The following is a 22,179-nucleotide window of genomic DNA, read 5'->3' as shown; positions in this document are numbered from 1 at the left end:
CCTAAAATACGATTATTATTTAAATATCATGAGGGATTGAGGAAATAAAATAATTTAAATTAAACGACTGTATTATAGCTGTTTAAATTTTTAAAACAAATTTTATAATTATCTTATAAGAAAAAATAAAATTTATAGTTTAAATTTAACTTATAAACCTGCCAATATGAAAACCGGAGAATCAAAGGAATTTGATCATGAAAAACGATTGATGGATATCCGTTCCCAATTGGAAAGGTATGCCCATTATTGGAAGTGGTTTGTGGTATCCATGGGGGTCTGTTTCCTGATCGGCTTCTTATATCTGCGATATTCTGTTAGGATTTACGAGGTCTACGCTAAGATATTATTGCAAGATGAAAAGAAAGCAAGTGGAGAAATGGCTGGTCTTGCCGAGTTGGCCAATTTAGCGGGCCGAGGCACTTCCTCAGCCGCATTTGTAAATGATCAGATCCAGGTTTTGCAATCCCGAAGGATCATGCGGAAGGTGGTGGATGCCAATGGCTATGAGATCACTTATTTCCAGAAGGGTCTGATCAGGGAAAAGGAGATCCCTGCCCAGGAATCCCCTTTGAAAATGATTTTGTTGGAGCCAAACTCTCCGCTCTTGGAAAGGAAAGCTTACTCGGTCGAAATTAGGCAGGAGAGTGGGGTGTATATACTCACAAATGACGAAGAAGAGGAAGTGCCCATCAAGTTGGGTAAGGCGATCCCATCTCCGATCGGAAAGATCATGTTCGTTCCGAACCCCAAAATATCTTGGCGAACTCCTGTAAAGATCAATTATATGCCAAAGGAAATCACGGTGGATATCTTACGGGGTAAAATGCAGATTTCTCCAACCAAAGATGTGTTATCCTTTGCGGTCGATTTTGTATTTCGTTATGCATCGAGAGAAAAAGGGATTGAAGTGGTCAATTCCTTGATCCAGCAATATAATCAAGATGCCTTGGCGGATAAGGCCAGGGTGTTTAAATCCACCAGTAATTTCATTAATAATCGATTGTCCATCATATCGGAGAATCTGAAGGCTGCAGATGGCAGATTGGAAGTTTTTAAACAGCAGCATCAGGTGTTGGATTTGGATCTGGAGGGGAGCATCAGGGCGGAGGGAGCTGTGGAGAGCGAAAAGGAACTCATGGATGCCAAGATGCAATTAGAGCTGGTCAATATGATGGATGAACTCCTTCAAAACAGTAATTTGGACCTTCTCCCGGTCAATATCGGGCTATCGGATCTGACCATCCAATCGGAAATCAAAACCCATAATGAACTGCTCCTGGAACGAAACGAACTTCAGAAATCAGCGAGTCCCCAGAATCCTGTCCTGCAGAATTTAGAGCAAGCTGTATCCATTTCCCATGCTAATATCACGCGTTCTTTGGCCAATTCCAGGCAGGTATTGACCTCCAAAGTGAATATGCACCAACGCCGACGCATGCAGTTTGAAGGAAAAAAAGCCAGTATGCCATTGAATGAGCGAAAGTACAAGGATATTGTTCGGCAACAAAAAACGATCGAAACCTTGTACCTATTCCTACTTCAAAAATTGGAGGAAAATGAGATAAACCTGTCGGCAACTCCTTCTACCTTAAAGGTGGTTGATCTCGCTTATGCTACTTGGAGACCGGTTTCCCCGCGTAAAATGTTGGTTTTGCCAATTTCCATGGCTATAGGCTTTCTATTGCCATTATCCCTGCTTTACCTTAAGTTTTCTTTGGATATCAAGGTGCAGGGCAAGGCCGATTTACTGAAGATAGGGGATGTGTCGGTCTTAGGCGAAGTACCCCGGTCTCATCAGGACATTAAAGCAGAAAGTGATCGGACCGCGCTTGCAGAAGCTATCAGGATCTTACGCACCAACCTTCGGTTCCTGATGGGCAAGAACGTCAAAGGAGCTTCGGTGTATTTTGTTACTTCCACTATAGCTGGTGAAGGGAAGTCGTTTATTGCCACTAACCTGGCAAAAGTACTTTCCTTTGCTAATAAACGGGTATTATTGATCGGGGCGGATATCCGGTCCCCAAAAATCCTCGCTTATCTCAACCTGACCTACCTTCGGCATACCCAACCAGGCATCAGCAATTTCCTGGTAGACGAAAATTACCAGGTTAAAGACCTTATCATTCCGCAAGCGAAGGGTTTTGGGTTTGACTTAATTTATTCGGGATATATCGCCCCTAATCCAGCAGAATTGCTCATGAATGGACGGTTTGAGGAGATTATCCAATACGGCAGGGACAATTATGATTTTGTCATTGTAGATACGGCTCCGGTGGGATTAGTGACCGATACATTTTTGATTTCTGAACTTGCCGATTTGACCATTTATGTCGTTCGAGCACAATTTTTGGACAAGAGACTTTTAGAGGTTTCCAAAAGCTGTTTTGAAGAAGGGAAACTGAAGAAAATGGCTTTTTTACTGAATGACGTAGATTTTTCTTTAGGCTATGGTTATGGCTACGGATATGGATATGGCGAAGAACCAGTAAAAAAAGGCTGGATGAGGAAATTTAGGTTTTTAATTAATCTAATAAGACAAAAATATCTTAAATAGATAATATTGTAGATTATAAAGTAGCTGTATATCTACAAAATATTGCTAAAAAAGCTTAATAGTATAAAAAATTAATGTTAAGACAATATTAAGCTTGTATTAATGAAATATTTGTTTTAACATTGTTCCTATAAATGCTAGATACCCAGAAAGAAGCATAAATAACTACGATTATCTACCTGCTGTAAATATTATTTCCAAGAGTACCGCTAAAATTATTTTTGAGTTTCAAGATTACGATAAGGTTCAATTTTTATTGATGGAATGTTCATAAAAGTGTAATTAACTGATAGGTAATTATAAATCCTATTATAACAAAATAACCCAAAACAGACAATATTATGAAAAATGATGAAAGAAAAGATTATATCGTGCCTAGCATGTCTGTTACGCACGTGGAGCTCGAGCAAGGAATTGCTGCCGAATCAGTAACTGCCTCACCAAATCCATCCGTAGGCGATTGGAATGAGGGAACAGGCGGTATGGATGATAACGATTTATAAACCTAGCTAATTACACACATTATGGAAAAGTTGACAAATCACTTCAATTGGAAATTAGCAGGTGTTATTTTCCTTGGTACCGCGTATTTTCTTCTAGTAGGATGTTCCAAACAAATGAACGCGGATGATGCCATTCCAAAAAAAACTAAGATTTCGGTACGAGTAGATGGGATCGATGAAAGTATAAAGAACGCCCAAGGCGAAGCGAAGGCTTCGGCATCTTCCAAGGAAGTTAGTGCTAAGGAAGTCGCAGAATTGCATTTCGCCGGTTTCGATGCTTCCCTTTCTGTAGACCACGAATTAGGGACCGCAGGAGGTAGAAAAATGATCAAATCGAGTTCCCGAAAAGGAGCTTCTAAACAGGTAATGGGAGCAGCAATGGATCCCGGGGTAAAATATAGGCTTTACCTCTATAAGGCGGATAATAGCTTCGTCAGTTCAACAGAACTGACATCAGATGTCCCTGCCGAGATCGAAGTGGATCAAGGTGTGGATTATAAATGGTATGCTTTATCCTATAACAATAGTGAATCACCTGTAGATGTCAACCCAGCAACACCTACCGTGACTTCCCTTTCATTACCTGCCAACAAAGATATTCTGTATGATGCAGGTACATTTTCCGTTCCAACAGGACCAACCCCAATTGATGTTCCTGTCAGTATCGTATTTGATCATATGGTATCCAGGATAGGAATCGAATTGAATACCATGGGGATGTTTGCAGACATGGCCTCTGCGGTAGTTTCAGTTACAGGCTTATCGGCCTACTCAGGGACATTTGACTTGGCATCGGGTACTTGGGGAACTCTTACAGCTGCAGCCAACGGTATTGATTGGGCAGATTTTGTGGATATTGAACCTCCCTATGCCGATCGGAAAATCGCCTATGTATATACACCAAGTACAGCAGCAATTAATAACCTGACAGTGACCATGACCGATCTTTCTTTAAATATTGACGATAATACTGTGCGATCTTTCAGTGCTTTATTAGCCGCTACACCATCGGTGTTTACTTTTAATGTAACCCCGGTAGTAGCCAATGATCACCGGTTATTGGTCAATCTGATCGAATCACCATTGACTGTGGGAGGAGTGCGTTGGGGTCGTGCAAACCTGTATTATGCAGGTGGACACAATCCTTATCGCTTTCACCATACCTATGCCCATTCTTCTGAAAGAAACACCTTCTTTTCCTTCAAAGGCCTTGTTCCGCAAAGTTTTGGGGTGAATGGTGATCCTTGTGCAGAAGTATATCCAGCAGGTAAATGGCGCATGCCAACCAATAATGACCTTATGGCATTGACCGGAACACCACCATTATATCTTAACGGACAGGCCAATACCACGGGTGCCACAGGTGGCCTTGGTTATCTCGAATATACCAACGCTACAGGGACCGCAGCGCCTTATCCAAGCAATGATCTCCATTTTAATTATAATGGCGGAAGTCTTTCTGTAGGGATATTTGAAGGTTTATTGCAGGTAACCTTTGGTAATCTTGGTATTACCGGCGAATACTGGAGTTCGACCAATGGAACCAATATATTGGGTTTAGTTGGGTTAGGGGGCTACAGTTTGTTGATGACTAATACTTTGGGGGATATGATGGAGGCGGAACTGCTGAATGTACAGACGCTTGGTGTTGATGTCATCGAATCACCGTTCAAGAACGTAAGATGCGTGCGAGCTAATTAAAAATCATCTACCTATGAAATTTTTAACCCACTTATCGGTCAGAAAGGTTGGCAATGATTACATCATGTTGCAACCTGGATTGGAAATGCTCGATATGGCCCGTGTTTTTACCCTTTCCGAGTCGGCCGCCATGATCATTGAGGAGTTTAAAGGGAGGGATTTTGAAGAGCAGGATGCCGTGGACTTTGTTCTGCGGACTTTCGAAGTGGAAGCCCAAAGGGCACAAACGGATGTTCGGCAGATCCTGACGCATTTCTTCCGAGAAGGATTATTTGTTGCACGATGATAAAGCAGGATATCCTATATCAAAAATCCGTTGTGGTTTTTTTAGATCTCCTGAAATTTGCCTTATGGGGAAAACCCCTCGCATTGGATAAATTTCAGGAGCTAAAAAACCCAGATTGGGAAAATGTATATAGACTAGCCTACTTTCAGACGCTCGATGGGTTAATTGCTCATGCAGCCCAACAACTTCCTTCTTACTTTATGCCCGAGCAGCCTATGTTATATAAAATGATCCTCCGCGAACAGCAGATCAGGGAAAAAAACGAGAAAATGAATACGATCATTTCCGAATTGGATGGATTGTATAATGCGGAAGGTATTCGGCCAATTCTTCAAAAGGGGCAGGCCGTTGCCCAATATTATCCGGATCCTTTCTTGCGTGTTTGCGGAGATATCGATTGGTATTTTGAACGGGGCTTTCCCTATAATAAAGCCTTCAAGCTCATGGTAGATCTGAAAACGAACATCCATTTCCATTCTGGATATAGCTGTGGATACGACTGGAAAGGTCTTCATGTAGAACATCATCAACGACTGATACAAGCAAGAAATCCCTGGAACCTAAAATTTCTTAATAAGCTACTGACTGAAGAAAAAGAGGCATTTGAGCCCATTTCAAGTCAAGGTTTTCAGACCCATATGCCCAATCCATTTTTAAATTCCATCATGCTCAATGTACATATCCTTAGCCATCAAGTGGGCTATGGCATTGGTTTGAGGCAACTATGTGATGTTGCCCGTTTATACCATACCCAATACCAAAAATTGGATGGGGACAGATTGAAATTTGTTTACAAGAAATTGGGGGTATTGGCATGGATGAATAAACTCCATTATACCTTGGTCAAGTATATGGGATTAAGAGAGGAGAATTTACCTTTTCCATTAGAAAAGAAATCGGTCAACGATTGGATGATCAAGGATATCCTTTTTGCAGGAAATTTTGCTTTCCATGATCCACGTTTTCCGGATATCAATAATCCAATGGGACGAATGAATAGAATACCAAGACTATTCTACAGTTTCAGACGATATCTACCCCTCGCCCCATCAGAAACGGTGGCTTTTCCGATCATCCAAGTGATCTCCAAATTCCACCGGTAAAAAATTAGTTTACAAAATTATTATAGGTGCTCACCACCGTTTGGGCAGCATTGTCTAAATCTGTAAATGCTCCTTCCGAAATCTCGCTTGACGAATTCATTTCACGTTGAATAATGCGCATTTTACCAAGATAGGTATCCACTGCTTCATTGAAAGTGTTGAATCTTCGGTTGTTACTTTCGTATTGATCCCCTTTAATCGGGTTCTCCTTATTTTTATTCAATAAAGTCTCCAATTCATTGTACTGTTTTTCAAAATTGGCTTTGAAAGCCTGGTTACTCACATCATCATAAGTACCCATGGTTATTTCTTTACAGTATTCCATGATTTTCCTAGAAGAAATAATCTGATCCTTAAAAGGATGATCCTTCAATATTTCCGATTCTGCTTTATCCGCTTCAGGACGTAATGCAGTAAAAATTGCTTTAGATGCCTTTTCATTCTTATCTATCTCTGCTAAACCCTTGGCTCTAAAATGCTCCATTTTTTTTCCACTGTCTTCTTTCCAATCTTCGGCAGATTTATAGTTTTCCATTTCCTTATATAGGCTTTGCAGGGCAGTGAAACTGGTTTGCATGCTGTCTATCCATACTGCATAATCACCTTTTAAAGAGCTTGGGGCTTTTAAATCTTTTAATTGATTGACCATTACAGGTTTTACCAAAATGGGAGGTATAGCTATGGCCTCTGGATTGGCCATCTTTTGTTTGATGAAGTAATCCAGGTTATCGACTGCGCGAATGTAATTACGGATAAAACTATTGTGGTTATTTTCCGTTTGAACCATCTTGTTATTGAAATCTATGATTTCTTGCGCCTCATTTTTAGAACCGGAAGAAAATAATCCTCCTGATTCGTTTTCTGTTTCTCCAGACTTGGATTTATCTCCCGAACCTGAACATCCGACAGTAAGAGAAATGGCTAAAACGCCTAAAATTAGTGATTGTGCTATTTTCATCCTGATATGAATTGGTGTACTCATATCAGGATAAAAAATATGCCAACCTTGTTTAAAGGCTATTAATACCTATATACAAAGTATCTACAAGCTTAAATTACATCAATTTTCTCCCCATTCCAACCAATTGCCTTTACTTTGGTGGAACCAATTGGAAGATGTACAATGGTGTGTTGGTTATTGGTGAAACCAGCACCACGGAATGCGACTTTGACTAATTTATCGCCCTGATACGTCTCAAATGCAACTGCACCTGGCCAAGCTAGATTATCGATGATCAAACGATCCTTTTCCTTCGAAAATCCTTCGTTAATTTTACCCTTTAATACTTCTTGATTCTTAAAAATTGAAATACTGTTCGCCGTAAGGTAATGGATAACAGGACTGCTTGGTTTCGGAAATTGGGAAGCATATTTTTCTACTTCTTGTATGTCTTGATCGGTAATCAACATACGCCCAACCGTATAATCGTCTACAATAAGATCAATCGGAGCAAGGATCCCAGATTTTTTAAAAAAATCGGTTAAGTCTAATCCACTCACTTTACAAGCATTCTTGACGAACTGTAATTGATAGTAGCTTTCGGATTCCTGATCTGAAACAGGTTCTTGGATAGCTTTATAAAATATGTCACCATAGAAGTCCTTATTTCCCCATTTCTTACCAGCACCAACCTCATGGAAGTACAATTGTAATTGCCATAGCGGAACCAATTTGACGAAATGATCACCACCCCAATCTCTTTTACGCTCTCTATCCCAACGGTCTGGACCCGCTTGGGTTAACCAAGGCTGACCATGCACAAATGCAGATTCCATATAGGCAGTTATCCTTCCTCCAATTTTAGGCTCATCATAATCCTTCAGTTTTTCATGTTCCAATTTAGGGGAATGGGAATTGTAAACATATTGTGTCCAAACGGAATATATGTTATTGGTTACTTCCGTTGTACCCGTCCATTTCATATTTGGCCTAACTTGGTTGACATGACCAAACTCATGGGCAACACCCCAAGAATTTTTCCGTAGCCGATTGATGTCCGCTAGATCTTTCATGGTATTATCATGAAAAGCAGCACCCAATCCATCTGCATGCATAAATCCTTTCCAAATTACGCGGCCAAACATATGGTTCTTAGGTTCTTTTTTATATTTTACCAAACCCATGATCTCATGTTGAATATGAATTATCGAATCATATAGTGCTACTAATCCTTTACCATTTTCTGGGGTTCCTTTTTTTAACGATTCTTTGGAATAGGCAAGGTGTACTTTTTTACCTACTAAATCGATAACAGGGCCATGGGCTGAACTCAGTATCTTTTGGTACTTGTGATTATCATCTTTTCGGGCATCAAACACACCGTTTATTTTACCAGAAAGGATATGGATCTTTAATTTTTTAAAGGGTTTTCCTTCATCATAGAAATGTTGGATATAAGAATTGCCCTTATCCTTTACTTGGAATTTATTTAATCCAGCTTTTAAAGGATAGGAGTGCATCCTAAAATGTTCATCATCCCAATTGGTGACCAATAAGTTTAGTTTTTGGTTTTCATTTTCTTCAACCCAGACAAGAACTTCTTCATTTGCTGAAAAATAAATTCCGGTAGGATTTTCAAATTGGGAGTAAGGGCTGGTTTTTAATTCTTTAGCTAGAATTTTAGGGTCTAAGAAGCTTTCATACGTTTTGAATCTTTCCGCTAAAGGGTAGTTTCCATTTTTCATCTGTATTGCAACTTCACGCAAAACCGGATGCTGGATTTCTTGGATAGCTTGTTGATTCGCCTTTTTGGTTAGACTCGTCAGATTTTTCTTGTTAAAAAAAGAAAGGTCATTTTCTGATTGTGCAAAGGATAGGTTGCTGGCACAGATCAAAAAACTGATTATGGCTAGTTTCTTCATCATTTCATTCATTTATTCCAAGATAATGAATAAATGACGCTGGAAAACCAGCCTTAATCATTCAATCGTTTGCATAATGGAAATATTACAGAGTAATAGATCCTTTGATCATATTTCCATAAAATTATGACCTTAAAATCTTCTCCATTGCCTTACCTTTGGCCAGCTCGTCTATCAACTTATCCAAATATCTAACCTGTTGAATCAGCTTATCTTCAATTTCTTCAATTCGATCGCCACAGATTACCCCGGTGATTTTTACAGCATTCGGATTCATCTTTGGTGCTTTCCCGAAAAAATCCTCCAAGTTTATTTTCTCATCTATGGCTTTCTGTAAGGTCTTTTCATCATAACCCGTAAGCCAATAGATAATCTCATCAACTTCCGCTTTTGTTCTGTTCTTTTTCTCCGCTTTTTGGATATACATCGGATAAACCCCTGCGAAAGACATTTTATAAACGCGTTCTATATTTTTTGGATGCATAATGTTGAATTCAGTAGGTAAAAAATACCCGACAATTTACAATAAATTCATAAATCACTTGTTATAATTTTTACGTAAATTGGTATATAATTAGAAAACCGTCTTATGAAAGGGGAAACCTTAACCCAAAAATTGCATTTATTATGGCGCGCAGGTTTTGGGCCAGCGCTGGAACAGATTCCGACCATAGATAAAAGCAGTATCAAAGACCTCTACCGCAGCTTAACTAAGCCCCAGAAGTTCCAGCCAGTGAATTTCCAAAAGCCAGAGCAGCCAACGGAAGATGCTTATAACCCTATGGACAATGCAGAGAAGCGGAAACAGACCCAAAAATTAAACCGTTCCCAGAACCTGGATCTAAATATCGACTTCATGAACCAGATGATTCTTTCCGAGGCCCAACTGAACGAAAAGATGGCTTTTTTCTGGCACGGCCATTTTGCGAGTCGATCTGTTAATCCCAGGTTTAGCAAACAATTGCTGAACAGCATCCGTCGGCATGCCTTAGGTAATTTCAAGGATCTCTTGTTTGCCGTCAGCCAATCGCCCTCCATGTTGAATTTCCTGAACAACCAACAGAATAAAAAAGGCCATCCCAATGAGAACTTTGCAAGGGAGGTCATGGAATTATTCACCTTGGGAAGGGGGAATTATACGGAAACAGATGTAAGGGAAGGGGCGAGGGCATTTACAGGTTGGGCATATAATAAACAAGGAGAATTTATTGAACGTAAAAATCAACATGATACTGGCGAAAAGACGTTCTTAGGGAAGAAGGGTAATTTTTCAGGGGAGGATGTTCTGCATATTATCTTGGAAAAGAAGGAAACGGCACGGTTTATAACCGAAAAGATCTATAAGTTCTTCGTGAATGAAAAAGTAGATGAAGCGAGGGTTCAAGAGTTAAGCTCCATCTTTTATCAAGCTAATTATGCTATCCAAAAATTATTGGATAGCATCTTTCTGAGCGATTGGTTCTACGAAGCACAACATATTGGCAACCGTATAAAATCACCCATTGAATTGATGGTAGGCATGATGCGTATTATGCCCATGCAAGTGGCACATCCCGAAAATCTAATAGATTATCAACGCTTATTGGGGCAAATGTTGTTATATCCACCCAATGTGGCCGGATGGCCGAATGGAAAAGCCTGGATAGATAGTTCAACCTTGATGCTCCGGCTTCAGATGCCACAAATCTGGACTGGTTTAAGGCCAATGGACTACGATGCTCCGCTGGATGATGATCTGGACATGGGGACCAAGAATAAGAACAGCAATTTAAGACAATTCAAGAACCCCCAGATCGAAATCGACTGGAATCAAGTCAATGATACATTCAAAGGCAAGAAATTAGTGGACTATATCCTGCAATCACCAAATAAAAGCGTTCAAAAAGTTGCTACACGTTTTGCAGATGAGGGAATAAAAATGAATATGATCAACTTGATGTCCACACCGGAATATCAGCTGATGTAATCCTGAGAATATGTATATCAAGAGAAGAGAGTTTTTAAAGATGGGCAGTTTGGTTTCCGCATCTATGATGCTACCAAACTTTCTGAAGGCCTTGGAAATAGATAATTCACTCCAAAATAGGCCGAATATATTGGTAGTACTGCAATTTACAGGCGGAAATGATGGGTTGAATACCATCATCCCGACCCGAAATGATATTTATTTTCGGGAAAGAAGCCAAATTGGAATCAAAAATTCCCTGCGCCTGAATGATGAGGCCGGCATCAATCCTAACCTTGGCTTTTTCAAGAAATTATATGAACAGGGCGAACTGGCGGTTTTAAATAATGTGGGGTATCCAAATCCGGATAAATCCCATTTTCGAAGCATGGATATTTGGCATTCGGCCAGCCGATCGGACGAATACCTGGAAACAGGTTGGTTAGGAAGGTATTTGGATGAAGCCTGTTACGATTGTCCGCATCCCACACAGGCATTGGAGGTGGATGATATGTTGAGCTTGGCCCTAAAAGGAAAGAATAATAAGGCTTTTGCGTTCAAGGAGCCACGGAAACTATACCAGTTGAGCCAGGAAAATTATCTTAAAACCCTAGCCCAGCAACATGATCATGAGGAAGAAACGGTTTCCTATCTGTACAGCACCTTAGGTTCAACCATCAATAATGCCGATTATATCTTTGATAAGAGCAAGACCAAAGCAACTGCTGATTCCTATCCAAACTCAGGATTAGGAAAGGAATTCAAGACCATTTCCTCGCTTATCAAATCGGATATCAATACCCGGGTATATTACCTATCTATCGGAAGTTTCGATACCCATGTGAACCAGAATGATAGACAAGGGAAGTTATTCCAGGAAATCAATGAAGCGGTAAAAGCTTTTGTTGCCGATTTGAAAAAACATGATCTTTTCAAGAATGTCTTATTGATGACCTTTTCGGAATTTGGAAGGAGGGTGGCACAGAATGCCAGCAATGGTACTGATCATGGAACGGCCAATCAACTTTTCTTTATCAGTGGAGGATTGAAGAAACAAGGGATGCTCAATGCGCTTCCGGATCTGAGAAACCTCCATGAAGGAGATTTGATATATACAGAAGACTTTCGGAAGGTGTATGCTACTGTGCTGAAGAATTGGCTCCAGGCAGATTCCAATAAAATTTTAGGTTGGAAGAATGGTTTGTACGACTTTGTGTAAATTGGCGCTTTAAACTTTGTGTATATTGCCTCTTTAATACGTACAGATGTTTACTTTCGAAGTCCTAATCAAAGCTTTTCTAATTGGAGGAATGTTCCTCCTTGCATTTCTTAATTTCAGCCATGCTGTCCAAGTCAATCGGAAAGCGAATATTTGGTTCGGGGTGTTTGCTATTTTCTGGTCCACATTTTGGTTGGATGAAATGCTTTATCTTGGATCATTAAAACATCATGTTATCTATCAAGTCGGCGTGGTATTCATTCAATTCCTGGTGCCGCTTACCTTTTTGATCAGTGTTTATTATTATACCAATCCAGATTATAAATTCGGGAAATATCGAATTATTCTTTTCTTGGTTCCACTCCTGATACTGATTGCCCTGTCCTTAAAAGAAGTTTTATCTGAAAAGACTTATCATATCCTGATTTTGGTCCTGTTCTTTAGCCATGCCATTACCTGTGTGGTTTTGGCGTATTTTAAGGTACACCGGCATCAAAAGCTTATCCAATCGTTTTCATCCCATACCCAAGATGTGGATCTGCGATGGATAAAATATATTATCTATTCTTTTATAGCATCATCCTTATTGATCCTTGCTTATAACCTGCTCTTACCCACTAGGAACCTAAATATTTTCGCGAATCTTTTCTTCTTGTTTATCCTTTACTTGGTGGCATTTTACTCCATCCGACAGAAGGAGATATTCCCTAAAGGTTTGGACATTGTTGAAGAGCTTGAAAAATCGGAGGAAGAGGAATCCAATCCCAACCAACAAAAGATCAAATTGATGAGTGATGAGGATCTTTTGGCTGGCAAAGAAAGACTGATGCTATTGATGGAACAGCAGGAGGCTTTTCTGGACACGGAATTAAACCTGTTGAAATTGGCTAATCAAATGGAACTCAGTAGCCATCAATTGTCCTACATCATCAATAACGGTTTTCAGCAAAACTTTTTCCAGTTCATCAATTCATTCCGAGTAGAGCGAGCCAAAGAACTATTGTTAGATCCAAAGATGATGCCTTATAATATTGTTTCTATTGGATTCTCTTCTGGATTCAATTCCAAGACGGCCTTCAATACGGTTTTTAAGAACAGCACCGGATTGACACCTACTGCATATCGGCAACAGCACAGTTAACTTGATCGGATTTATAAATCCGAACTTCTAAGCGTCTGTAAACCTGATTATTGACTGCGGTTGGTGGAATTGGTTCAGTTCTATAAGTTGAAACCTATATACGACATGTAGCCCCTAATTTTGATCTTGATAGTTAATGGATTAACACAAAATTAGATGATCATGTATCAAGAAGAAATTGCCATCCAAGCAGATGTAGAATTGCTGGAGAAATTATTGGTTCAACATCGATATATTCAAGCATGGGAGCAGGGCTTTGAAATTTTTAAGGAGCTGCAGGTGGATGCAGCGAAAAAATGCATCGTGCATTGGGATATTGAAAACAATGTAGATTATATCTATACGTTGAGGGAGAATATAATAGGGGTAAATTTAACTTTGGCTGCAGACCTGGACCCGACTGATCAACATATTCCTGAGCGATTGGAAAGTTCCAGGACCTATATCTCCAATATCATACCTAAAATCAAACGATTGGCGGAAGAATTGTATTTCGATTAAACAGTTGCTTCGCTTTATTGTTCTTTCTAAAAGAGCAGGTATGAAGGAAACAAGCATTAAGGTTTTGGTTATTTTGGGGCATCCCCGTAAAGACAGCTATAATGCGGCCTTAGCCGAATCCTATGTAGCAGGGGCAAGGGCAGCTGGGGCGCATGTGGAATTCCTGCATGTCGCTGACCTTCATTTCGATCTGCATGTTCAGATCCCTTCCCCGCAGGATCAATTTGAAGAGGAAGACCTCAAAGAGGCCAAACGGTTGGTCAAATGGGCGGATCATCTTGTTTTTGTCTATCCGACCTGGTGGGGAAATATGCCGGCCTTATTAAAGGGATTTATCGATCGGGTATTTGTTCCTGGATTTGCCTTTTACGAGATTCAGCCGGATGCCTTTAAAAAATTGCTCAGCCCAAAAACTGCCCAGCTGATCATTACCATGGATACGCCTGTATTGATAGACCGTTTGATCAATGGAGCACCTTCAAGAAGATCTTTGCAAAATGCTACCTTAAAATTCTGTGGGGTGAGTCCTGTTAGGAGCATGCTGATCAGTCCGGTCAAACATTCTTCTGATGAAAAAAAGGAGGAGTGGCTGACCAAAGCCTACCATAAAGGAAAAGCCCTAGAAAATGGCATTCTTACTCCTTGGGAGAAGTTGATGGACCAGATCATGCCCTGGATCAAGGCGATCAGATTGCAATTCTATCCCATGACCTTCTTTGCCTATGCTATCGGTGCCTTTTTGTATGCAGAACTAGCAGGGTCTTTTAACCCTTGGATTTTCGTATTGGGATATCTGGTTCTTTTTGTGATCGAGGTGATCACGGTTTTCAGTAACGATTATCTAGATCGGGAAACCGATCGGTTGAATAAGCATTTCAGTACATTTTCTGGGGGATCAAGGGTATTGGTCGATGGTGTGTTGAGTGAAAAAGCTTATACCAATTCCTTGAAATATCTGTTGGTAGTATTGGCGGTTCTCTGTGTGTTCATGGGCATATTCGCCATTGCCTCTGCTATGCAAGTTTTGTTGGTTACTGTCCTTTTGTTTTTGATCGCGGTATCTTATACTGCCGCGCCTTTACGGTTTTCCTACAATGGTTGGGGCGAGATTGTGGTGGGGTTTACGCATAGTTTTGCCGTTATTATCTGTGGTTTTGTTTATCAGGGTGGAGCGTTGAATAATATTTATTCTTGGGTGGTTGGTATACCCTTGTTCTTTTCCATTGTTCCGGCGATTATCATGGCGGGAATACCTGATCATGATGCCGACCGAGCTGCTGGAAAAGGGACCTTGGTGGTTAGGCTTGGTAAAGTGAGGGCGACTTATTTGGCGGGGCTTTCCGTTTTGTTGTCCATGAGTTCTGTACTTCTTTTGAAGAAGGATGTGCTGTTGGATTGGGTTTATTCGGATATTATCTATGTAGCCTTTTTGCACGGCGGTTGGTTGTTATATTTACTTTACCAATACATCAATAAAGCCGATAAACCTGCTCGGATTGATGGTATAATGGGCATTGCACTTATGTATATCCTTTGGTATACCTTAGTACCTTTTTTTAATCTTTTATAAAGTTTCATTTTTTGAAATAATATTAAGATATTTTCCAAATGAACCGATATTTTTTAATTTTCCTTCTTTGTATATCTGTTGTAGGTTTTGCAAATGGTCAAGATACAATTCCATTTAAGCTTAATGATCATTATAATATTTTGGTTAAAGCTTTGATCAATGAAAAGGACTCTGCTGATCTCATGTTTCAGATTTCTATGCAGGAAGCTTCATTGGCACCTAATCGGGAGCGGAAAATGAGTTCGGTGAAGTTTGATACGACAGAGTTTCCTGAAGGTTTGAGCAAGGTTAATCGCATTCAGGTAGCTGGAGTTACGGTAGATAGTATCTGGATCTGGGATAATGAACTTACAGGCTATGGTGCGGAAGGTAAAATTGGGTTAAAAATGTTCCAAAATAAGGTGTTTAAGATGGATTTTGATGCCTCTAAATTTGTGCTTTACGAAGGGTTGCCGGATATTTCGGCATACAGCAAATTACCGCTTAAACTAAATAGGGGTCAACTTTTTGTAGAAGCATCAAGTAGTAGCGGGGAGAAGATGCAAACCGACGAATTTTTACTTCAATCTGGATTTTCTGGAGCTGTCCTTTATAAGCAAAAAATTTCAGAAGATCTTAAGTTGGAAGAGCTTCCGGTTATAGAGAAAAAGATAATGAAAAATTCTTCAGGTCAGGAAGTTCATAATATGGTTTCCGTTTTACCGAATTTTCAGTTAGGTGCTTTTCAATTTAATGAAGTTCCTGTAAATTTCTTTTTAGGCGATGGTTTTCAACAACGCTCCAATTATTTAGGAGCGGACATGATCCATCGATTCAATTGGATTATAGATATCAAAGGCGGATTTGCCTATATACAGAAGAATAAGAATTTTGATGATCCTTATTATTTTAGGAAGAAGGCGAATTAATTATTTGGGCAGGAAGTAGTTTTGTGTGAAAGATTAAATCAAATCGAAAATAACGGCAAATTTTAAGAGATCCGCAAAATTCTCGCATTCAATCTTTCTGATCAGGTTTTTTCGATGGGTTGAAACGGTTAGTGGGGATAAGAATAGCAATTCAACAATCTCCTTAGTGGATTTACCATTAGCTACCAGTTTAATGATTTCTTTTTCTCTCTTGGTCAATAAAGCAAATTTCTTATAATTATTTTGGATAAAGCTATTTTGTTCCAGCGTTTTATTCACTCGGGAAATGAGATGGTCCATTCCGATGATTGGCGAGGATAGAATGATGATTTTATGATCCATTCGAATACCTAGATCAAAGGAAACAACCTTGAGGACGGTGTAAAACCAAGTGTAAAAATCATCTTTATGAAGTTTTACCCGTTGAAAAAAATTATACTGCTTGTCGAAATCGCCGATCTTCAGGTAATTGTCCATCCCCACAAATATGTGCTTAGACTCTTCTTTTACAAAGTATTGATCGTAATATGACTCGCCAAGATGATTGATTTCATCCACCGAAGTACCCAAACGTTCACAACCCCAATTGTTCATATAGGTGCACCCGATGGGTTGTAGCCCATCCAGATCATGAACCATCAAGGAAGCAGGAACAATTTCGCCTACATCTGCGATTTGAAGGTCCCCAACCTTAAGGCCTTTAGAAATGCCATGCATTTGTAAATTGAAAATATCCATTAATATGGGTAATTGGTTTGTTTTGTGTTAATTCTAATTTATGCTTTAAAAAATTAATTAACAAAAATTTTTAATAAATAGATGGTGTTTAATATTGCATAATAAGTAAGGGTGGGCAGTGGTGGAAGGGGAGTTTGGATTTAAGTCATTAATCTTTACATTCTTAAAAAATTCTTTCTTACTCTACTCAAAGTTTCCCTAGATAGATGTAAATATTTTGCTAAATCTGTGATTGATAGGTTGTTGACTAATTCTTTTCTATTTTTTAAAATGTACTTATAACGTTCAATTGGAGTTTTTAGGGTTAAAATTGAATAATGTTCCTCCTTCTTTTTAATCATTGATTGGGATAAATCAATACAGAGCTGTAATAAATCAGATTCTTTTTTAAAAATCTTAGTCATTTTTTCCAATGGACATAGTAAAATGGTTGAAGGAATATTAGCGTAAATAGAATATGGCAAAGTTGTTTGTTGGTGAATATCATTCCAGTTATCTACATATTCGGTTTCTGTATTAAAAGCCGCAATCCGTTCCTGGCCATTTTCGTCCATAAATGAAAGTTTAAGACATCCATTTACCACAAAGATACCATATCGAAGACGCTCCCCCATACTTATAAACAGCTCATTTTTATGTAAATGCCTTATTTCAGATATTTCTTTGAGTTTTTCCCAGTTTTCAGATAAAACATAAGGATACTTTAACTGAAGAATTTCATAAAATGATGCTATCGTCTGTTGTTTTTCCACTTCCTTACTATTAAAATAGATTTTAAAACCTTTATAAAAATAAACTATTATTTATTGGCCTAGTAATTTTTTGTGATTCAAATCACAGATAACCCCTGGAATTCAGTCTAATTTTGTGAATGTAAAATAATCAAATATGAAAATAAATAGCTTCAATTTCTTAACGGCTTTAACTTGCTTATTACTGTTATGTTTTAATAATGAATATGATGCACAGCAAAAGCTCCTTCAAAGATCAAGTACTTTAAAAAACAATATAATGATGACAACAGAAAACGAAATCAAGATTTTTTTTGATAGATATGTGGATTATTGGAATAACCATGATATGGAAATGTGGGGTTCACTTTTTACAGAAGATACAGACTTTATAACATGGTCTGGGACATGGTATAAATCTAAAAACGATAATCAAAAAAATCATCAGAAGGCTCATCAAATATTACAAGAGCAACAACAAAATATGACTTATGAATTGAGAGATATTAAGATAAAAATGTTGAGCCCTTATATTGCAATAGTACATGCTACATGGGTCTGGCCAAATTTTAAAACGAACCAAAGAACTGAGAATCGTTCTGGTCGATTAACTATGGTTTTAGTAAAAACAATTGACAATTGGTTGATAAAAGCTACACAAAATACGAGGACAGACAAAATTGTAGAGTAATAAGCATTTGAAAAATTTGAAATGAATCAAATGGTTATAAAAGAAAGTCATTATCTTCCTGCTAAAACTTCCCTCAAAGCATTTGTGCCGTTGATGGCTGATGGAAAACCCGAGTAAACAGTCATCAACAGCATAATTTCTTTTATTTCATCCTCTTTTAATCCGATATTTAACCCTGCATTTATATGGAATTTTAACTGCTGTTGGGCTGTTCCCAAGGCTGTTAAGGCTGAAATGGTAACTATCTGCCGGTGTCTTTTACTTAAATTATCTCTTGAAAAAATATCAGCATAGGCATATTCAAGAGTAAACTGAACCAGTTCGGGTGAAAAATCATCATACGTGTTTTTAAGTTTTTCTACTTGCAGACTATCTAAAGCCGATAATTCCTTTTCGCCTAAACTCTTACGATCTGATACCTTATTCACATTTGCAGTTTTTCCTAAATTATCTTTTATCCCTTTTCCTTGTCTTTCTGATAGTACTTCTTTAAGGGCATTCATCCCATTAATACTACTTGGAAAACCCGAATAAACGGACATCTGTAAGATCACTTCTTTCAATTCATTGATTGTACTTCCCGTATTCAAAGCCCCATTTATATGTACCTTTAATTGTGGTTGGACATTACCCATGGCAGTCAATGCAGCCACTACAGCAATTTCCTTTGATTTCAGATCCAATGTTTCTCTTGAATAGATGTCGCCAAAGGCATATTCAACAATATACTTACCCAAATCAGGCGATATATCGGCCAAACTATTGATAACATGTTCTCCGGCTTCACCGTCTATTTCTTTGAGTTTTTCCAAACCCATTTTATACCTTTCAGACTGAATCATAATTTTATCTGTTTGTCCGCTTGCATTTATACTCCATATTAAAAGCGAAAGGATGGCTACTAATTTCATCTTTTTTAGAAGTAAAATTAGGCTATGAATTGGCCACAGGGTTAGGACTTTATATTATTTTTTAGGTACTTTTCTCGGAATCCGGTAGGAGTATGACCAGCTTTCTTTTTAAAGATTCTAGCAAAATAGGAACTATCCTCAAATCCCAACTTAAAAGCAATCTCACTGGTGTTTAAAGACGAATATAACATCAATCTTTTGGCTTCGGTAATTTTCAATTCCAGTTGTAATTGCTTTGCTGAAAGGCCAGTTTCATCTTTGCAGGTTTGGTTCAATAGTCCTGAAGTAATGCCAAGTTCATTTGCATATTGATCTATACTGTGGTTTTTATCAAGATTTTCGGAAATAAGTTCTTTAAAATCTGAAATAACAGAGTTTGAAGTTGGGCTGAAAGCTATATTAGGTCGTAAAAGGGATAGTAAATAAGAAATACCTGATAATTGATTTTTTCCCGAGAGCATGCGATCAAAAATCTCCTTTATAAAAGGAATGTCTTCTTGCAATAGATCAAGGAAGGGGTAATTAAAATCAACATTTAATTGTTTTGCATTTGGGGCATCAATAAGAATAAAGTATCCACAGCTGTCAATGGAATAATTCCAATTATGGATCTGTTTAGGGTTAATAGAAAAAATTCTGTCTGGGTAAATTTCATATTCCTTAAAATCGATTACATTAAATCCTTCACCATTTGTGAACCAGACCAAGGAATAAAAATCGTGTCTGTGTGGCCATTCTAAAATAGGGTCGGGGGTATCTTCAAATACGCCGATGTAATAACCAATAGATGGATTTAAATGCGGTAGGATATCGCTTATGGAATAAACTTTCATTTATTTCTTTTCTTAAAATTACAAAAATGCTTGTAATCCAGCGTATTGCTGAGAATGTTCTATAAAAAAAGGGATTATGAAATTTTATATCCATAATCCCTTTCTAAAAGGAAATGTTTACTTAATTAACAACATACAACCTTAAATAATCATACTCAATGGTTGTACTGCTAGATCCTGAATTCTCTTCCCATTGGGCAAGTCCTAATCCTATTGCATTTAACGTATTTATCCCGCTGTTATTCCAAGTATGAATTACCGTACCATTAATCGCAAGTTTAAGATTTCCACCTTCCAATTCAGCTGTAAAGGTAGCCGGTTTAGTGATATCAACTGCCTCATGAGCTGTCCAATTTAAGATTACCTCTGATTTTCCATCCTTAATTTTAGCAATGGAGAAGTATTGGTTCTTAGAAATGTACAGGTAGATTTGGTCAATCTGACCAGCTACCGCACTTTGCTTTCCATTTAGAACAATGCAAGCCGCGCCGTTTCCACTTGTTAATTGGAGTGATGTCTCCATCAACTGTTTCTTCTCCTGGTCGGTAAAATAATTATGCTGCATAAAGGCATAATTAGAATAAAAGGCAGTTAGCTTATGGATATATTTACCATTGGCCATAGATACGTTATACGTATTGTTGTTATAGGTTCCGGTAAACCAATCAGATTTACCACCGTTAAAATTCTCTTCGTAAATCTGTTTGTAGTCCTTATCAATGGGATCCGTAGTTTCGTCCTTGCTACAGGAGCTGTAAAATAGGCATAAAGCAAAGGCGAAGAGGGCAACGAATATTCTTTTGTGTGTTTTCATAGCTGTATATTTTTTGTGTTAAAACAAAAATAACGGTATCCATAACCTAGGTCAATCCTTAAAAAGGCGTATTTCTTACTACCTGTTTTCTGGTAGATGCTTTTTGGTTATCTTTATAAGCACTAATTATACATCTTCTGCAAATAAATGATTCGAAATTATCTTTTGATGCTATGCTTCTCTTTGGTCCATTTTATCATTTGGGGACAGGAAATTGAGCAACTTGATAAGTCCTTGAAGGATGCGACAACGGAAGAACAGCGTTTTAAGGCTTTGTTGGAACTATCGGATTATTGGTCTTATCAGGATACCTTACAAGCTAAAAAATATCTTCTTCAGGCTAAGCCGCTGATCCGTGGAAAGGATTTGTTGCAGGGCATCTATTTATTTTACGAGGCAGGATTTTATTATGGCAATAATAACCCAAAGAGCCAAGCCATTTACATGCAAGCCGAAAAATACTTTAAGAAAATAGATACTAAGGAATCCTATCGGTACAGGGCAAAGTTATGGCATAATTATGGGGCATTGGAACAACAAAAAGATGATGATAAAGCATTTTTAGACATCACCATCAAACATTGTATTCCTTATGCCTTAAAATCTGGGGATTCAGATTTATTGATGAGTTATTTTACTGATGTCGGAATGCTTTTTTATAACCACAAGGAATACGAAAAAGCATTAGAATATTATTTTAAGGCCATAAGTTTGGTAAAATCTCCTGAACAGGAAACCGAAAACCTGCTTTGGGCTTATCATAATATGTTCGACACCTATTATATGCAGAACAAATTGGATAAGTGTAAAGAAGTCTTGGAGAAATCGGAAATCTTATTGAACAAATTGCCGAGTAAAAAATTAGCAGCCCTATTCTATAAGAATAAGGCCAGGATTCTTATCAAAGAGAAGAAATTTGATGAGGCGCAACAGGCAATTTCTGCAGGCATGAAATTAGCAGATCAATATAATCTGTATTGGGACAAATTTGCCTTAAAATACGAGAAAGCACAGGCTTATAAGGAAGCAGGAGATATGGTTTCAGCAAAAAAGGAACTTTCGGAGCTATTAGCAGATCCCCGTGGTACGATGAGCAAAAGCCGGATGGTGATGATCAATGAGATTGCGGGAATGGAGGCTAGTTTGGGGAATTTTGAACAGGCAT

The 22,179-nt window shown here is 38.3% G+C and carries 21 protein-coding genes; 13 read left to right on the top strand and 8 right to left on the bottom strand.

What is annotated here, in order from left to right; genetic code table 11:
- The first annotated feature begins 166 nt into the window (after positions 1-166).
- The 5 genes from VJ786_RS13445 (at position 167) to VJ786_RS13425 (ending at position 6,150) form a co-directional block, all read left to right on the top strand.
- Positions 167-2,557 carry a GumC family protein gene (locus tag VJ786_RS13445; RefSeq protein ID WP_134776559.1) on the top strand — a complete coding sequence of 797 codons (2,391 nt, stop codon included), beginning with the start codon at positions 167-169 and terminating at the stop codon, positions 2,555-2,557.
- Between the two features lie 341 nt (positions 2,558-2,898).
- Positions 2,899-3,060 (top strand): hypothetical protein, encoded by a 162-nt coding sequence (locus VJ786_RS13440; RefSeq protein ID WP_167554228.1) that lies wholly within the window; start codon positions 2,899-2,901, stop codon positions 3,058-3,060.
- A gap of 21 nt (positions 3,061-3,081) precedes the next feature.
- Entirely contained in the window at positions 3,082-4,761 is a 1,680-nt protein-coding gene (locus tag VJ786_RS13435; protein ID WP_134776558.1) for a fimbrillin family protein, read from the top strand.
- Positions 4,762-4,774: 13 nt separating this feature from the next.
- Complete coding sequence (locus VJ786_RS13430) at positions 4,775-5,047, top strand: PqqD family protein (RefSeq protein ID WP_099367492.1); 273 nt, start codon at positions 4,775-4,777, stop codon at positions 5,045-5,047.
- Positions 5,044-6,150, top strand: a complete 1,107-nt coding sequence (locus VJ786_RS13425) for a nucleotidyltransferase domain-containing protein (RefSeq protein ID WP_134776557.1) — start codon at positions 5,044-5,046, stop codon at positions 6,148-6,150. Before VJ786_RS13430 ends, VJ786_RS13425 begins: the two co-directional genes overlap by 4 nt.
- Positions 6,151-6,154: 4 nt before the next feature.
- Here VJ786_RS13425 and VJ786_RS13420 read toward each other — a convergent pair whose 3' ends face one another.
- The 3 genes from VJ786_RS13420 to VJ786_RS13410 all read right to left on the bottom strand — a co-directional run bounded on the left by VJ786_RS13420 (position 6,155) and on the right by VJ786_RS13410 (position 9,496).
- Positions 6,155-7,132, bottom strand: a complete 978-nt coding sequence (locus VJ786_RS13420; protein WP_134776556.1) for a DUF3829 domain-containing protein — start codon at positions 7,130-7,132, stop codon at positions 6,155-6,157.
- A 68-nt stretch (positions 7,133-7,200) separates the two neighbouring features.
- Positions 7,201-9,015, bottom strand: coding sequence for a M60 family metallopeptidase (locus tag VJ786_RS13415; RefSeq protein ID WP_134776555.1), 1,815 nt, complete (start codon positions 9,013-9,015; stop codon positions 7,201-7,203).
- Between the two features lie 121 nt (positions 9,016-9,136).
- Complete coding sequence (locus VJ786_RS13410) at positions 9,137-9,496, bottom strand: DUF2200 domain-containing protein (RefSeq protein ID WP_134776554.1); 360 nt, start codon at positions 9,494-9,496, stop codon at positions 9,137-9,139.
- 105 nt (positions 9,497-9,601) lie between these two features.
- Here VJ786_RS13410 and VJ786_RS13405 point away from each other — a divergent pair, with 105 nt between their 5' ends.
- The 6 genes from VJ786_RS13405 to VJ786_RS13380 all read left to right on the top strand — a co-directional run bounded on the left by VJ786_RS13405 (position 9,602) and on the right by VJ786_RS13380 (position 16,296).
- Positions 9,602-10,978: a DUF1800 domain-containing protein gene (locus VJ786_RS13405; RefSeq protein WP_134776553.1), complete on the top strand. Its 1,377-nt coding sequence runs from the start codon at positions 9,602-9,604 to the stop codon at positions 10,976-10,978.
- Positions 10,979-10,988: 10 nt separating this feature from the next.
- Complete coding sequence (locus VJ786_RS13400; RefSeq protein WP_134776552.1) at positions 10,989-12,176, top strand: DUF1501 domain-containing protein; 1,188 nt, start codon at positions 10,989-10,991, stop codon at positions 12,174-12,176.
- A gap of 91 nt (positions 12,177-12,267) precedes the next feature.
- Positions 12,268-13,317: a helix-turn-helix domain-containing protein gene (locus VJ786_RS13395; protein ID WP_336557882.1), complete on the top strand. Its 1,050-nt coding sequence runs from the start codon at positions 12,268-12,270 to the stop codon at positions 13,315-13,317.
- Between the two features lie 162 nt (positions 13,318-13,479).
- Positions 13,480-13,818 (top strand): hypothetical protein, encoded by a 339-nt coding sequence (locus VJ786_RS13390; protein ID WP_134776550.1) that lies wholly within the window; start codon positions 13,480-13,482, stop codon positions 13,816-13,818.
- Positions 13,819-13,858: 40 nt separating this feature from the next.
- The gene (locus VJ786_RS13385; protein ID WP_134776549.1) at positions 13,859-15,388 is read left to right on the top strand and encodes an NAD(P)H-dependent oxidoreductase; all 1,530 of its coding nucleotides are present in this window, start codon (positions 13,859-13,861) and stop codon (positions 15,386-15,388) included.
- A 38-nt stretch (positions 15,389-15,426) separates the two neighbouring features.
- Complete coding sequence (locus tag VJ786_RS13380; protein ID WP_134776548.1) at positions 15,427-16,296, top strand: hypothetical protein; 870 nt, start codon at positions 15,427-15,429, stop codon at positions 16,294-16,296.
- Between the two features lie 33 nt (positions 16,297-16,329).
- Here VJ786_RS13380 and VJ786_RS13375 read toward each other — a convergent pair whose 3' ends face one another.
- Positions 16,330-17,034 (bottom strand): LuxR C-terminal-related transcriptional regulator, encoded by a 705-nt coding sequence (locus VJ786_RS13375; protein ID WP_134776547.1) that lies wholly within the window; start codon positions 17,032-17,034, stop codon positions 16,330-16,332.
- Positions 17,035-17,189: 155 nt separating this feature from the next.
- Complete coding sequence (locus tag VJ786_RS13370; protein ID WP_134776546.1) at positions 17,190-17,786, bottom strand: Crp/Fnr family transcriptional regulator; 597 nt, start codon at positions 17,784-17,786, stop codon at positions 17,190-17,192.
- A gap of 136 nt (positions 17,787-17,922) precedes the next feature.
- On the opposite strand from VJ786_RS13370, the gene VJ786_RS13365 reads away from it, so the two are divergent.
- Positions 17,923-18,456, top strand: coding sequence for a YybH family protein (locus VJ786_RS13365; RefSeq protein ID WP_134776545.1), 534 nt, complete (start codon positions 17,923-17,925; stop codon positions 18,454-18,456).
- Between the two features lie 50 nt (positions 18,457-18,506).
- Here the strand turns inward: VJ786_RS13365 and VJ786_RS13360 are convergent, their stop codons facing one another.
- From VJ786_RS13360 to VJ786_RS13350, 3 genes are all read right to left on the bottom strand, one after another.
- The gene (locus VJ786_RS13360; protein ID WP_336557881.1) at positions 18,507-19,367 is read right to left on the bottom strand and encodes a carboxymuconolactone decarboxylase family protein; all 861 of its coding nucleotides are present in this window, start codon (positions 19,365-19,367) and stop codon (positions 18,507-18,509) included.
- Between the two features lie 41 nt (positions 19,368-19,408).
- Entirely contained in the window at positions 19,409-20,200 is a 792-nt protein-coding gene (locus tag VJ786_RS13355) for a helix-turn-helix domain-containing protein (protein ID WP_134776543.1), read from the bottom strand.
- Positions 20,201-20,321: 121 nt separating this feature from the next.
- Positions 20,322-21,014, bottom strand: a complete 693-nt coding sequence (locus VJ786_RS13350; protein WP_134776542.1) for a hypothetical protein — start codon at positions 21,012-21,014, stop codon at positions 20,322-20,324.
- A gap of 147 nt (positions 21,015-21,161) precedes the next feature.
- Here VJ786_RS13350 and VJ786_RS13345 point away from each other — a divergent pair.
- Positions 21,162-22,179 (top strand): tetratricopeptide repeat protein (locus tag VJ786_RS13345; RefSeq protein WP_336557880.1); only part of this gene is annotated, 1,018 nt, incomplete at its 3' end.

Source organism: Sphingobacterium tenebrionis (assembly GCF_037126265.1).
In the GTDB taxonomy this organism is placed as follows: Bacteria; Bacteroidota; Bacteroidia; order Sphingobacteriales; family Sphingobacteriaceae; genus Sphingobacterium; species Sphingobacterium tenebrionis.
Note: the sequence above shows the minus strand (reverse complement) of the source record. Positions and strands in the feature narration are given on the sequence as shown.